Here is a 13,416-nt window from a genome sequence, read left to right as displayed (position 1 = left end):
CCCATTCGTGTAGTGACTGAAACTGCGAGTCATTCGAATTCCGTTGTGGTTCTACACAGGTCATGAGCAATGAAGTCCAGGGCAAAATCGGGTTCGGTCAAACAATGGTTGGGTACGTGTGCCTTGAGCTTTTCGGCGTTGGCATTGCTGCCGTTGAGTATGGCGGTGGCGGCTGAGGCCGGCAGTGCCCGACAGAATGCGCAGTTCAGCTTCGCGATGGCCGCCAAACCGCTGCCCCAGGCCTTGAGCGACTTCAGCCGGATCACCGGCATCAGCGTGGTCTACACCGATGAGGCACCGTACGGCCTCAACGCTCCAGCGCTCAGCGGGCAGATGAGTGCCGAACAGGCGATGCAGCGTTTGCTTAGCGGTTCGGGGTTCACCTTCCGCCGTACCGACGGCCACACATGGGGGCTGGAGCCGTTGCCCACTGAAGGCACCTTGAACCTGGGCGCGACCACCATCACTTCGGTGGCCGATCAATCCATGAGCTATCAGCCACCGCCCACCAGTTCGGTGATGCGCTCATCAGCCTTGCTTCAGGAAATCCCCCAGACCGTCAACGTGGTTCCGGCTCAGGTCATCCGCGATCAGGCGCCGCGCAATCTGGACGATGCGCTGGCCAACGTCAGCGGCATTACTCAAGGCAACACACTGGCGAGCACTCAGGACTCGGTGATGACTCGCGGCTTCGGCGACAACCGCAACGGCTCGATCATGCGCGACGGCATGCCGCTCGTGCAGGGCCGAGGCATGAATGCGACCGTGGACCGGGTCGAAGTGCTCAAGGGCCCGGCCTCGCTTCTTTATGGCATTCAAGACCCGGGTGGCGTGGTCAACATGGTCAGCAAGAAACCCGAGCTTGAGCAGTACAACGCCCTGACCCTGCGCAGCTCGACTTACGGCGACGGCAAAAACGGCAGCGGTGGCGGTCTCGACAGCACGGGTGCGCTCGGCGAATCCGGGTTGGCCTATCGCATGGTCCTGGACCACGAAGACGAAGATTACTGGCGCAACTTCGGTACTCACCGCGAGACATTGGTAGCACCGTCACTGGCCTGGTTCGGCGAAAGCACCAAGCTGCTGTTCGCCTACGAACACCGCGAGTTTCTGACCCCGTTCGACCGTGGCACGGTCATCGACCCGCGTGACAATCATCCGCTGGACATCTCTCGCGAGCGTCGTCTCGACGAGCCGTTCAACAACATGGAAGGCCGCTCGGACCTCTATCACTTCGAGGCCGATCACGAGCTCAGCGACAACTGGAAAGCCCACTTCGGCTACAGCTGGAACCGCGAAACCTACGACGCCAGCCAGGTGCGCATCACCGCCATCGACACCAAGAAAGGCACCCTGACTCGCAGCATGGACGGCACTCAGAACGCGATCAGCACCGACCGCTTCACCACCGCCAGTCTTGAAGGCAATGTCCAGCTCGCGGGAATGAAGCACGACTTGGTGTTCGGCGTCGATGACGAGTACCGCAAGATCTACCGCGAAGACCTGATCCGTCAGAAAAGCTTGAGCACCTTCAGCTACGTCAACCCGGTATACGGCCGCGAAGTCGCCGGCACCACGGTCAGCCCGGCCGACAGTGCGCAGACCGATGAACTGCGCAGCGATTCGTTGTTTTTGCAGGACTCGATTCACCTGACCGATCAATGGATTTTCGTCGCTGGTGCACGCTTCCAGGAATACGACCAGTACGCCGGCAAAGGTGTACCGTTCCAGGCCAACACCGACAGCAACGGCCAGAAATGGGTGCCTCGCGCCGGCCTGGTGTATCGCTACACCGATGAACTGTCGTTCTACGGCAGCTACACCGAGTCATTCAAACCCAACTCGACCATCGCGCCGTTGAGCGGCAGCAGCACCGTGCTGGACGGCAGCGTCGCGCCGGAAGAAGCCAAGTCCTGGGAAATCGGCGCCAAGCTCGACATGCCGGGCCGCGTCACCGGTAACGTCGCGCTGTTCGACATCAAGAAACGCAACGTGCTGGTGGCCAACTCCGAAGGACCCGTGACGATCTACAGCGCCGCCGGTGAAGTGCGTTCCCGTGGTCTGGAAGTGGACCTGAGCGGTCAGTTGAATGATCGCTGGAGCATGATCGGCAGTTATGCCTACACCGATGCCGAAGTCACCGAAGACCCGATCTACAAAGGCAAAAAACTGCAAAACGTAGCGAAGAATAGCGGCTCGCTGTCGGCGGTTTATGACTTTGGCACCATCGTCGGTGGTGATCAGTTGCGGGTTGGCGCGGGTGCGCGTTATGTCGGCGAGCGAGCGGGTAACGCCGTGAACGATTTCGACTTGCCGAGCTACACCGTGGCTGATGCATTCGCCACTTACGACACCAAAGTCGAGGGGCAGAAGGTCAAATTCCAGCTTAACGTGAAGAACCTGTTTGACCGCACCTACTACACCTCGGCGGCGAGCCGGTTCTTTGTGTCGATGGGGGATTCGCGGCAGATTTCGTTGTCCAGCACGTTGGAGTTCTGATCGCAGACCGCGTCATCGTTCTTCGCGAGCAAGCCCGCTCCCACATTTGACCGAGTTCTCTCATGGGAATGCGATCAAATGTGGGAGCGGCGGTGCGACGATTCGACTTGCTCGCGAAGGCTGCATCCCAGACACCGAAAATCTCAGGCCTACCGCAAAAACGCCTGCCGATACTCTCCAGGCGTTCCGCCCAATGCCTGCCGAAACCGATTGGTGAAATGACTCGCACTGGCAAACCCACACGCCAGTGCAATATCCCCCAACGGCTGCGACGTCGAACGCAACAACTCCCGCGCCCGGCTCAGTCGTCGCGACAGCACAAATTGATGCGGCGGCAACCCAAAGCTCTCGCGAAACATCCGCGCAAAGTGGTATTCGGATAACGCACACAACGCCGCCAATTGCCCCAGGCTGATCGCCTCGGCCAACTGAGTGTCGATGAACTCCACCAACTGCCGTCGCTGATGCGCAGCCAATCCACCTTTAAGCCGCAACCCCTCACGCATCCCGACCTGGCCGAGCAATACGTGGCTGAGCATTTCATGGGCCAGGCTGCTGGTGAGCACGCGTTCGCCGGGCTCGTCCCAGTTGAGTGTGAGCATTTGCCGAAAGCGCCGGGCTTGCGCCGGGTCGTCCAGAAAAGTGGCTTCGCGCAACTGCAGCTCGCGAGGTTCGCGGTCCAGCAACGTAACGCAGCCGAGGGCAAATTGTTCGGGGCTGAAATACACATGGGCCAGGCGAATATCGCCGTTGATCACCCAACCCGATTGATGCTCGGCCGGCAGGATGCACAGCTTGTCGGGGCCGCCCTTGGTGCCGGGCTGGTCGCGGCGAAAGGTCCCGGTGCCGCCGGCGATGTAGCAGGACAAGGTGTGATGGCTCGGCGCTTCGTAATCCTGGGCGTCGTGATGGTTGCTCCACAAGGCTGCAGCCATGCCGTCACCGAGCTCGGCGCTGTGCTCCAGGTGAGCATTGGGCGAGCGGTTAAGGGCTTGAAAGACTTGCAGGGTTTCCAGTGCGGGCATGATCGGTTCTCTCCAACGCCTTGCATCCTACTCCGTAGCCGTTCGGCTGCCAGCCTGTGGCCCGACAAAAGCGCAAGTTTATGCAAGTGCGAAAGGCCTTGGCGCAGGACACTGACGGTCTATTCAGGAGTCTTTGCCATGAACCTTTCGTTGTATCTGCTGACCGTGCTGATCTGGGGCACCACCTGGATCGCCTTGAAATGGCAACTGGGTGTGGTGGCGATTCCGGTGTCGATCGTCTATCGCTTCGGCCTCGCAGCGTTGGTGCTGTTCGTGATGCTGCTGCTGAGTCGCCGCCTGCAGGTGATGAACCGTCGCGGGCATCTGATTTGCCTGGCGCAGGGGCTGTGCCTGTTCTGCGTCAACTTCATGTGCTTTCTGACCGCCAGCCAGTGGATCCCCAGCGGTCTGGTCGCGGTGGTGTTTTCTACCGCCACGTTGTGGAACGCACTCAATGCACGCGTGTTCTTCGGTCAGAAAGTCGCTCGCAATGTGCTGATGGGCGGTGCGCTGGGCTTGTTCGGGCTTGGCCTGTTGTTCTGGCCTGAGGTGGCGGGCCACACCGCGAGCCCGCAAACCTTGCTCGGGTTGGGTCTGGCGTTGCTCGGGACGTTGTGCTTCTCGGCGGGCAACATGCTGTCGAGCCTGCAACAGAAAGCCGGGCTCAAACCGCTAACCACCAACGCCTGGGGCATGGCCTATGGCGCGGCCATGCTGTCGGCGTGGTGCCTGGTCAAAGGCATTCCGTTCGACATGGAATGGAATGCGCGCTACATCGGTTCGCTGTTGTACCTGGTGATTCCGGGGTCGGTGATCGGTTTCACTGCCTACCTGACATTGGTCGGGCGGATGGGGCCGGAACGCGCAGCCTATTGCACCGTACTGTTCCCCGTCGTGGCGCTGAACGTGTCGGCGTTTGCCGAAGGCTACCAATGGACCGCGCCCGCATTGATGGGTTTGGTACTGGTGATGCTGGGCAATGTGCTGGTGTTTCGTAAGCCCAGGGCGGCAATAGTGCAAGGGAACGGCAAACTGGCGTGAAGGTTTGGTTAATCGAGCGCTGAAACTTCAGCGTTCGATGTTGAGCGTGATGTAAATCAGCAGTGGAAACATGAAGTCCACGATGTGCCTGGCCCAATCCTTGGCGTTCCAGATTGCAGATTCATCCATGTTGAACCATTCGGTGCCGATCACTTGCAGGCAGATGTAATAGACAAAAAGACCAATTAATAGTCCGATGATCGCAAATTTCTTCGCTTCGTGAAAAACGGCTGCAGGTGCATTGATGTTTCGATAAAGATGGTAAGCGCCCAGCAAGCAGAAAGCCGTGTAAATAACTTCCAAAGTGATAATTAACCAATAAATTCGGTGGTGGAGCATGGGCGAAGTGATTGCTCTGTAGCTCAGGTTCAGGTTTTCTCGGGTGGTGTCCATGCTGAGAATATGGCCGACGTATTCGTAATTGGATGGGTAGTCGGTAAAGTTGCTGTACATCACCATCAAGCCAAAGAAGCTTATATAGGCCATTAGTACTACTTTGCTGTATCTAATCAGTTTGTCGGTCGTAAGGTGGTTCAAGGTAGGTGCTCTCCATAACTAAAGTCCGTAAGTTAGACTAAGTGTTGGGAGTCTATAGTGAGCATCTTTTTTTTAGCAGTTAACTAAATTGCAAGGTGTGTAGGTCACGGGCAGGCGGTTAAGCACCTGCCCGTTTTAGTTAGACTTTCCAGACTTGTGGGTTCACCAGATCTTGCGGTCGCTCCCCCAGCAAGGCGCTGCGCAAGTTAGCCAAGGCACGGTTGGCCATGGCGTCGCGGGTTTCATGAGTCGCTGAACCGATGTGCGGCAATGTCACCGCGTTTTTCAGTTGGAACAGGGGTGACTCGGCCAGCGGTTCTTTCTCGTAAACGTCCAGCCCGGCGCCGCGAATCCGGTTGTTTTGCAGGGCTTCGATCAAGGCGGGTTCGTCCACCACCGGGCCGCGGGCAATGTTCACCAGAATCGCGCTCGGCTTCATCAACGCCAGTTCGCGATGGCTGATCAGGTGTCTGGTTTTTTCACTGAGCGGCACCACCAGGCAGACAAAGTCGGCTTCGGCCAGCAGTTGATCAAGGCTGCGGAACTGTGCGCCGAGCTCTTGCTCCAGTTCGGTCTTGCGGCTGTTGCCGCTGTAGAGGATTGGCATGTTGAAGCCCAGACGCCCGCGACGGGCGATGGCCGCACCGATGTTGCCCATGCCGACGATGCCCAGGGTTTTGCCGTGCACATCGCAGCCGAACAATGGCGCCCCGACGGTGGCTTGCCATTGGCCAGCCTTGGTCCAGGCGTCCAGTTCGGCGACGCGACGGGCGCTGCTCATGAGCAGGGCGAAGGCCAGGTCGGCGGTGCTTTCGGTGAGGACGTCGGGGGTGTTGGTGAGCATGATCCCGCGTTCGTTGAAGTAGGCGACGTCGTAGTTGTCGTAGCCGACCGAGACGCTGGAGACGACTTCCAGTTTGGCGGCGTTTTCCAACTGTGCGCGACCGAGTTTGCGACCGACGCCGATCAGGCCATGCGCGCGGGGCAGGGCTTCGTTGAATTGGGCGTTGATGTCGCCGTTTTTCGGGTTGGGCACGATGACGTCGAAGTCTTGTTGCAGGCGTTCGATCATTTCGGGGGTGATGCGGCTGAAGGCGAGGACGGTCTTTTTCATGGGATGAGGGCTCTCGGCGCAGGTGAATGCCAAGCACGCTAACATTCTTCTTTGGATTTGGGCGAGGCCGTTGGGCTCTTTTGTCCTTGGCGGCCTTTGGGCCGACCATGTTCCTGTTGGTGGTGTACATATCCATTTCTGCGGTAACGGCGGCTGGCGGTTTCGCCCTTACGGCGAGGCACTTTTTTCAACGCCAAAAAAGTACCCAAAAAGGCTCGCCCCGAGCGTCCGGCCCCTCGCTTAGGCTCGGCGTTCCTTCGTTCCGGTATCCATCCGGGGACACTGCCCTCCGGTCTGCTGCGCGACGACCTACATGCAGCGTGTTCGACTGCGTCGAACGGCGCTGCGCGCCACTCCCCGGATGAACACCTCCACTCAGCCTCCCGATATAGGGCGGGTGGATCAAGATCAAGAGCTGCAGGCGAGCTAACGCTCGTCCTGTTGAGTGGTGAGGAGCGAAAGGCGTATCTGAACCATAGATGTGGGAGCTGGCTTGCCTGCGATGGCGGCCTGACAGCCGACCAATATATTGCTGATGTACCAAATTCAATTGTGGAGCGGGCTTGCTCGCGAATGCGGTGTGTCATTCAGCATTAATATCGACTGAAGCACCGCTTTCGCGAGCAAGCCCGCTCCCACAAGGGATTAGCTGTGCGGCGAAGGTTTTGGTGTGTCGATGTTACCCAGCACTCGGTTCGCCGTGATCTCCGCCAGCATGAAGATGTTTGAAATGCCCAGCAGGGTATTGCGCGACCCACCGTCAAGATGGTCCACCAGGTGATGGACCATCACATCGACCGAGGCTAGCGTCTCGACCAGAAAAACCACGAGGGTTTCGGTCTTGGCCTCTGAGTCCACTGTGAACAGTGTTGGGCGTGCGCGGGGTGGCTTTGATGTCGGCAATCGACGGGAAGTGGAGGTGGCAGCTGTACGCGGACAAAATCAGTTCGCCACCCGAACCCCACCCATGCTCCCACTCAACTCATAAGCCACCAATTCCGCCTGATGCGCCGCCAAAATCTCCGGCAACGACCCGCGCAAATACTCGACCCACGTCTTGATCTTCGCATCCAGATACTGCCGCGACGGATAGATCGCATACAGATTCAATTCCTGCGACCGATAGTTCGGCATCACCCGCACCAGGGTGCCGTTGCGCAATCCTTCAATCGCTGCATACACCGGCAAAACCCCAACCCCCATGCCGCTGGTGATTGCCGTCTTCATCGCATCGGCGGAGTTCACCAGAAACGGTGAGCTATTGATCGTCACCATTTCCTGGCCTTCCGGGCCGTCGAAGGTCCATTTCTCCAGCGGAATCACCGGGCTCACCAAACGCAGGCACGCGTGGTTCAGCAAATCGCTGGGCTTCTGTGCGCAGCCGTTGGCTTTCACATAGGCCGGCGAGGCGCAAACGATGCTGTAGGTGATGCCCAAGCGCTGGGAGACGAAGCCCGAGTCCGGCAGCTCGCTGGCCAGCACAATGGACACGTCGTAGCCCTCGTCCAGCAGGTCCGGGACGCGGTTGGCCATGGTCAGGTCGAAGGTGACGTCGGGGTGGGTCTTGCGGTAGCGGGCGATGGCGTCGATCACGAAGTGCTGACCGATGCCGGTCATGGTGTGCACTTTGAGCTGCCCGGCCGGACGGGCATGGGCGTCGCTGGCTTCGGCTTCGGCTTCTTCGACGTAGGCCAGGATCTGCTCGCAGCGCAATAGATAGCGCTTGCCGGCCTCGGTCAGGGCGATGCGTCGGGTGGTGCGGTTGAGCAGGCGGGTTTGCAGGTGGGCTTCCAGGTTGGAGACCGCGCGCGAAACGTTGGCCGTCGTAGTATCGAGTTGCACGGCGGCGGCAGTGAAGCTGCCGGCCTCGGCCACGTAACTGAAGGCGCGCATGTTTTGCAAAGTGTCCATGGGGTGCTCTCTAGGCGAATGGCAAATTGTGACACGAAGTTGCTGACTTTCTACAGGCGACTAAAGATGGACTGACGGATTATCGCGTTAACGGTAACAAAGATTCACAGGAATCCCAGCTTATCGCCAACAAAGCCGACCCCTAGAATTGCGCCCACCTCTGTAGGAGCTGTCGAGTGAAACGAGGCTGCGATCTTTTGATGTTGCCTTTAAACGCGAAGATCAAAAGATCGCAGCCTCGTTTCACTCGACAGCTCTTACGGGGGATCTATCTCAACTCAGGAATTTGCAGCAGTGCCGCGTCGCATCAACAGAGCGCTTCAGACGCTCAGTGTTTTGGCTTTAACCCTGGCAATCAGCGGCTGCATCGGTACCGGAGGTATTGCTCCGCAGGGCAAGGCTCTCGAGGCCGATTCACTGGCCACCGACGAAGCCATTCAGAACGCTGCACAGGACGCTCACTGGCCGACCGCCCAATGGTGGCAGGCCTATGGCGACCCGCAATTGAACCGCTGGATCGACCTCGCCCTGCAAGGTAGCCCGACCATGGCCATGGCGGCGGCGCGAGTGCGTCAGGCCAAATCCATGGCCGGGATCGCCGAGTCCGCCGAGTCGCTGCAGATCAATGGCGAATCCACTCTCAAACGCCACAACTGGCCCACCGATCAGTTCTACGGGCCGGGCGAGTTGGCCAACACCACCACCTGGGACAACAACGCCGCGCTGGGCTTCAGCTACGCCCTCGACCTTTGGGGGCGCGAAAGCAACGCCACCGAGCGCGCCGTGGACATGGCCCACATGACGGCCGCCGAAGCGCGTCTGGCCCAGCTCGAATTGCAGAACAACATCGTGCGCGCCTACATCGAGCTGTCGTTGCATTACGCGCAACGGGACATCGTCGCCGCGACCCTGAAACAGCAGCAGCAAATTCTCGATCTCGCGCAGAAGCGCCTGAACGGTGGCATCGGCACCCATTTTGAAGTCAGTCAGGCTGAAACGCCGCTGCCGGAAACCCACCGCCAGATCGATGCACTGGACGAAGAAATCGCCCTTAGCCGCAACCAGCTCGCGGCACTTGCGGGCAAAGGTCCGGGGGAGGGCGCGCAGTTGCAACGGCCGACGTTGTCGTTGGGCGCGGCGCTGAAGTTGCCATCGACCTTGCCCGCGCAACTGCTTGGCCAACGCCCGGACGTGGTCGCCAGTCGCTGGCAAGTAGCGGCCCAGGCGCGGGGCATTGACGTCGCCCATGCCGGGTTCTACCCCAACGTCGATCTGGTCGGCAGCCTCGGTTACATGGCCACGGGCGGTGGAGCGTTGGAGTTCCTGACCGGCAAGAAGCTCAACTACAGTGTCGGCCCGGCCATCTCGTTGCCGATCTTCGACGGCGGCCGTTTGCGCTCGGAGCTGGGCGAAGCCTCGGCCGGTTACGACATCGCCGTGGCCAAGTACAACCAGACGCTGGTCAACGCGTTGAAAAACATCTCCGACCAGTTGATCCGCCGCGAATCCATGGACAAGCAGCAAACCTTCGCCGCCGAGTCGGTGGCCGCTGCGCAGAAGACCTACGACATTGCGATGATCGCCTACCAGCGCGGGCTCACCGACTACCTCAACGTGCTTAACGCCCAGACTTTGTTGTTCAAACAGCAACAAGTTCAGCAGCAAGTGCAGGCCGCGCGACTGAGTGCTCATGCCGAACTGGTGACGGCGCTCGGCGGCGGATTGGGCGCGGGTAGCGGCGTGCCGAAAGACAGCCAGATCGCCGTACCGAAAACCCCGACTCTTCTTAAGAGCATCTCCAAGTGAGCACGGACCCTGTGGGAGCGAGCTTGCTCGCGATGACTGAGTGCCAGTCGACATCAATGTTGAATGTCAGACCGCAATCGCGAGCAAGCTCGCTCCCACAGGTTCCCAGCCTGACTGAATATCAATGAGCAGGACTCCATGACTCCCTTGCCCGCACCTTTGCGCTGGCTGAATTCCCTTGAATGGCGCCGGGGTTTCTTCGACTGGGCGCGCAGCGATGGCGTGACCTGGGTCTACATTTTCAAGGTGCTGTTCGCCGCGTTCCTGACCCTGTGGCTGGCCATGCGCCTGGAGTTGCCGCAGCCGCGCACGGCGATGATCACCGTGTTCATCGTCATGCAACCGCAAAGCGGCCACGTGCTGGCCAAGAGTTTCTATCGCTTCCTTGGGACATTGGCCGGCTCGGCGGTGATGGTCGCGTTGATCGCTTTGTTTGCGCAAAACACCGAGCTGTTCCTCGGTTCGCTGGCGATCTGGGTGGGCATCTGTTCGGCGGGCGCGGCGCGCTATCGCAACTTTCGCGCCTATGGTTTCGTGCTCGCCGGGTACACCGCGGCGATGGTTGGTTTGCCCGCACTGGCGCACCCGGACGGCGCGTTCATGGCCGCCGTGTGGCGGGTGCTGGAAATCTCCCTGGGGATCATTTGCTCCACGCTGGTCAGCGCCGCAATCCTGCCGCAATCCGCCAGCGCCGCCATGCGCAACGCCTTGTATCAGCGCTTCGGCGTGTTCGCGCTATTCGTCACCGATGGCTTGCGCGGTCGCAGCAAACGGGAGGCTTTCGAGGCGAGCAACGTGCGCTTCATCGCTGAGGCCGTGGGGCTGGAAGGGTTGCGCAGCGTCACCGTGTTCGAAGACCCGCACATGCGTCGGCGCAATGGTCGGCTCAGCCGCTTGAATAGCGAGTTCATGGGCATCACCACCCGTTTCAACGCCTTGCACCAGTTGCTCGAACGCTTGCGCAGCAGCGGCACCGATCACGTGGTTGCGGCTATCAAGCCGGGTTTGCAGGACCTGGCCGAACTGCTCGACGGCTTCAGCGGCCGTGCGCTGACCAATGCCGATGCGGGGCGTCTGGTCATCGCACTGACCGCCTATAAAGAAGGTCTGCCGGCGCGGGTTCGCAGCCTTCGGGCGATCTTCCAGGAGGGCGATCCGAGCGACGCCGAGCACCTGGATTTTCATACCGCGTACGAGCTGCTCTATCGCTTCGTCGACGACTTGCACAGTTATGCACAGACCCACGCGTCGCTGGCCGATCACAGCCATGCGCGCGAGCAATGGGATGAGCCGTTCACCCCGCAAACCAACTGGATGGCGTCGGCCGCCTCGGGGATTCGCGCGGCGTTCATTCTGGTGGTTCTGGGCAGCTATTGGGTCGCAACGGCATGGCCGAGCGGTGCGACGATGACCCTGATTGCCGCCGCTACCGTGGGCCTCTCGGCGGCGACACCGAATCCAAAACGCATGGCCTTTCAGATGGCCTGCGGGACGCTCCTCGGGGCTCTGATCGGCTTCGTCGAGATGTTTTTCATTTTCCCCTGGATCGACGGTTTTCCGTTGCTCTGCGTGATGCTCGCACCGGTGATCGTACTCGGTTCGTTCCTGACTTCACGACCGCAATATGCGGGCATAGGCCTCGGCTTGCTGATCTTCTTCAGCACCGGTTCGGTGCCGGACAACCTCACCGTTTACAACCCTTACGCCTTTATCAACGACTACATCGCCATGGTGCTCGGCATGCTGGTATGCGCGGCGGCCGGGGCGATCATTCTGCCGCCCAACAGCCGCTGGTTGTGGCGTCGGCTGGAACAGGATTTGCGCGGGCAAGTGGTGTACGCCATCAGCGGCAAACTCAAGGGTTTGGCGTCGAGTTTCGAAAGCAGCACGCGGGACTTGCTGCACCAGGCCTACGGTCTCGCGGCAGGGCAACCGCAGGTGCAGCGGGACTTGTTGCGCTGGATGTTCGTGGTGCTGGAAGTCGGCCACGCGATCATCGAGTTGCGCAAGGAGCAGGCGATCCTGCCGGTGCATCCGGCGTATGCCGAATCGCAGCCGTGGCGCCAGGCGATCCGCGTGATGGGCCGTTCGCTGGTGCGGTTGTTCCTGCAACCGAGCCAGAGCAATCTCGAACGCGGCCTGATCGCCGTCGATCACGCGATCAGCCGCGTGCAAGCCACCGACGAACCTTTCGCGCCGCACTTCGACACCTCGGCCCTGCGCCGGGTGAAGAGCTACCTGCACTTTATCCGCACTTCGTTACTGGACCCGCAATCGCCGCTCGCCGGCTACATAAAGGCCAACGCCACCGCCAAGCCCCAAGGACTTGAACATGCCTCGTGAAATCGCCTTCCACGGCGTGTACATGCCGACCATGACCCTGATGTTTTTCATCGCTGCGGCGCTGGCCTGGGCACTCGACCGGTTCCTGTCCGGATTCGATCTGTACCGCTTCTTCTGGCACCCGGCGCTGCTGCGCCTGAGTCTGTTTACCTGTCTGTTCGGCGCCCTGGCGCTGACTGTTTACCGTTGACTCTCTACCACTGACTCTCTATCACTGAAGAAGGCCCTGATGAAAAAGCTTTTCAGCCTGCTCGCCACTCTGCTGGTGCTGGCTCTTGCGATGTGGATCGGCCGGACCCTGTGGGTGCATTACATGGACACCCCGTGGACCCGCGACGGCCGGGTGCGCGCCGACATCATCAACGTCGCCGCCGACGTCACCGGGGAAGTGGTGGACGTGCCGGTGCGCGACAACCAACGGGTAAAGAAGGGTGATCTGTTGATGCAGATTGACCCCGAGCACTACCGCATCGCGGTCAAACAGGCGCAGGCGCTGGTGGCCTCACGCAAGTCGACGTGGGAGATGCGCAAGGTCAACGCCCACCGCCGCGCTGACATGGACAACCTGGTGATCTCCAGGGAAAACCGCGACGACGCCAGCAACATCGCCGACTCGGCCCTGGCCGATTACCAGCATGCTCAGGCACAGCTCGAAGCCGCCGAACTGAACCTCAAACGCACCGAGGTCCGCGCAGCGGTGGACGGTTATGTGACCAACCTCAATGTGCACCGCGGCGACTACGCGCGCATCGGCGAAGCGAAAATGGCCGTGGTCGACATGAACTCGTTCTGGGTCTACGGCTTCTTCGAAGAAACCAAATTGCCCCACGTGCGGGTCGGCGATAAAGCCGACATGCAGTTGATGAGCGGGGAAGTGTTGAAGGGGCATGTGGAAAGCATTTCTCGCGGCATCTACGACCGTGATAACCCGCAGAGCCGCGAGCTGATTGCGGATGTGAACCCGACCTTTAACTGGGTGCGTTTGGCGCAGCGGGTGCCGGTGCGGATTCACATTGATGAAGTGCCGGAGGGTGTGCTGTTGGCGGCGGGGATTACGTGCACTGTGGTTGTTAAGTAAACCGTTAGACCGAGTCGCCTTCATCGTCGGAACGCCGCCCGGAGCAAGCTCGCTCCCACATT

At 60.1% G+C, this 13,416-nt stretch carries 10 protein-coding genes and 1 pseudogene; 6 read left to right on the top strand and 5 right to left on the bottom strand.

Going from position 1 to position 13,416, the window contains the following annotated elements:
* The first annotated feature begins 69 nt into the window (after positions 1-69).
* Positions 70-2,499, top strand: coding sequence for a TonB-dependent receptor (locus tag CUN63_RS07455; protein ID WP_129438335.1), 2,430 nt, complete (start codon positions 70-72; stop codon positions 2,497-2,499).
* A gap of 149 nt (positions 2,500-2,648) precedes the next feature.
* Here CUN63_RS07455 and CUN63_RS07445 read toward each other — a convergent pair whose 3' ends face one another.
* Positions 2,649-3,524: an AraC family transcriptional regulator gene (locus tag CUN63_RS07445; RefSeq protein WP_129438331.1), complete on the bottom strand. Its 876-nt coding sequence runs from the start codon at positions 3,522-3,524 to the stop codon at positions 2,649-2,651.
* 138 nt (positions 3,525-3,662) lie between these two features.
* On the opposite strand from CUN63_RS07445, the gene CUN63_RS07440 reads away from it, so the two are divergent.
* Positions 3,663-4,565, top strand: coding sequence for a DMT family transporter (locus CUN63_RS07440; RefSeq protein WP_129438329.1), 903 nt, complete (start codon positions 3,663-3,665; stop codon positions 4,563-4,565).
* A 27-nt stretch (positions 4,566-4,592) separates the two neighbouring features.
* Here CUN63_RS07440 and CUN63_RS07435 read toward each other — a convergent pair whose 3' ends face one another.
* The 4 genes and pseudogenes from CUN63_RS07435 to CUN63_RS07410 form a co-directional block, all read right to left on the bottom strand.
* A complete protein-coding gene (locus CUN63_RS07435) occupies positions 4,593-5,102 on the bottom strand; it encodes a DUF2165 family protein (RefSeq protein ID WP_129438327.1) in 510 nt (169 codons plus the stop codon).
* Positions 5,103-5,241: 139 nt separating this feature from the next.
* Entirely contained in the window at positions 5,242-6,216 is a 975-nt protein-coding gene (locus tag CUN63_RS07430; protein ID WP_129438325.1) for a D-glycerate dehydrogenase, read from the bottom strand.
* Positions 6,217-6,861: 645 nt separating this feature from the next.
* Positions 6,862-7,132: pseudogene (locus CUN63_RS07415) on the bottom strand (DUF6124 family protein); the annotation flags it as partial.
* 26 nt (positions 7,133-7,158) lie between these two features.
* Entirely contained in the window at positions 7,159-8,127 is a 969-nt protein-coding gene (locus CUN63_RS07410) for a LysR family transcriptional regulator (RefSeq protein ID WP_008150590.1), read from the bottom strand.
* Positions 8,128-8,421: 294 nt separating this feature from the next.
* Here CUN63_RS07410 and CUN63_RS07405 point away from each other — a divergent pair, with 294 nt between their 5' ends.
* The 4 genes from CUN63_RS07405 (at position 8,422) to CUN63_RS07390 (ending at position 13,354) form a co-directional block, all read left to right on the top strand.
* Entirely contained in the window at positions 8,422-9,933 is a 1,512-nt protein-coding gene (locus CUN63_RS07405; RefSeq protein WP_129438321.1) for an efflux transporter outer membrane subunit, read from the top strand.
* Between the two features lie 138 nt (positions 9,934-10,071).
* Entirely contained in the window at positions 10,072-12,276 is a 2,205-nt protein-coding gene (locus tag CUN63_RS07400) for an FUSC family protein (RefSeq protein WP_129438319.1), read from the top strand.
* A complete protein-coding gene (locus tag CUN63_RS07395; RefSeq protein ID WP_007896379.1) occupies positions 12,266-12,466 on the top strand; it encodes a DUF1656 domain-containing protein in 201 nt (66 codons plus the stop codon). The genes CUN63_RS07400 and CUN63_RS07395 overlap by 11 nt, the downstream gene beginning before the upstream one ends.
* 39 nt (positions 12,467-12,505) lie before the next feature.
* Complete coding sequence (locus CUN63_RS07390) at positions 12,506-13,354, top strand: HlyD family secretion protein (RefSeq protein ID WP_129438317.1); 849 nt, start codon at positions 12,506-12,508, stop codon at positions 13,352-13,354.
* Positions 13,355-13,416: the final 62 nt, after the last annotated feature.

It is taken from the genome of Pseudomonas sp. ACM7, assembly GCF_004136015.1.
Classification (GTDB): domain Bacteria; phylum Pseudomonadota; class Gammaproteobacteria; order Pseudomonadales; family Pseudomonadaceae; genus Aquipseudomonas; species Aquipseudomonas frigoris.
This window is presented reverse-complemented; position numbering and strand designations above follow the sequence as displayed.

Coding starts and splice junctions, on each gene's coding strand:
- CUN63_RS07455 (WP_129438335.1), top strand. CDS start 70: ATGAAGTCCAGGGCAAAATCGGGTTCGGTCAAACAATGGTTGGGTACG.
- CUN63_RS07445 (WP_129438331.1), bottom strand. CDS start 3,524: ATGCCCGCACTGGAAACCCTGCAAGTCTTTCAAGCCCTTAACCGCTCG.
- CUN63_RS07440 (WP_129438329.1), top strand. CDS start 3,663: ATGAACCTTTCGTTGTATCTGCTGACCGTGCTGATCTGGGGCACCACC.
- CUN63_RS07430 (WP_129438325.1), bottom strand. CDS start 6,216: ATGAAAAAGACCGTCCTCGCCTTCAGCCGCATCACCCCCGAAATGATC.
- CUN63_RS07410 (WP_008150590.1), bottom strand. CDS start 8,127: ATGGACACTTTGCAAAACATGCGCGCCTTCAGTTACGTGGCCGAGGCC.
- CUN63_RS07400 (WP_129438319.1), top strand. CDS start 10,072: ATGACTCCCTTGCCCGCACCTTTGCGCTGGCTGAATTCCCTTGAATGG.
- CUN63_RS07395 (WP_007896379.1), top strand. CDS start 12,266: ATGCCTCGTGAAATCGCCTTCCACGGCGTGTACATGCCGACCATGACC.
- CUN63_RS07390 (WP_129438317.1), top strand. CDS start 12,506: ATGAAAAAGCTTTTCAGCCTGCTCGCCACTCTGCTGGTGCTGGCTCTT.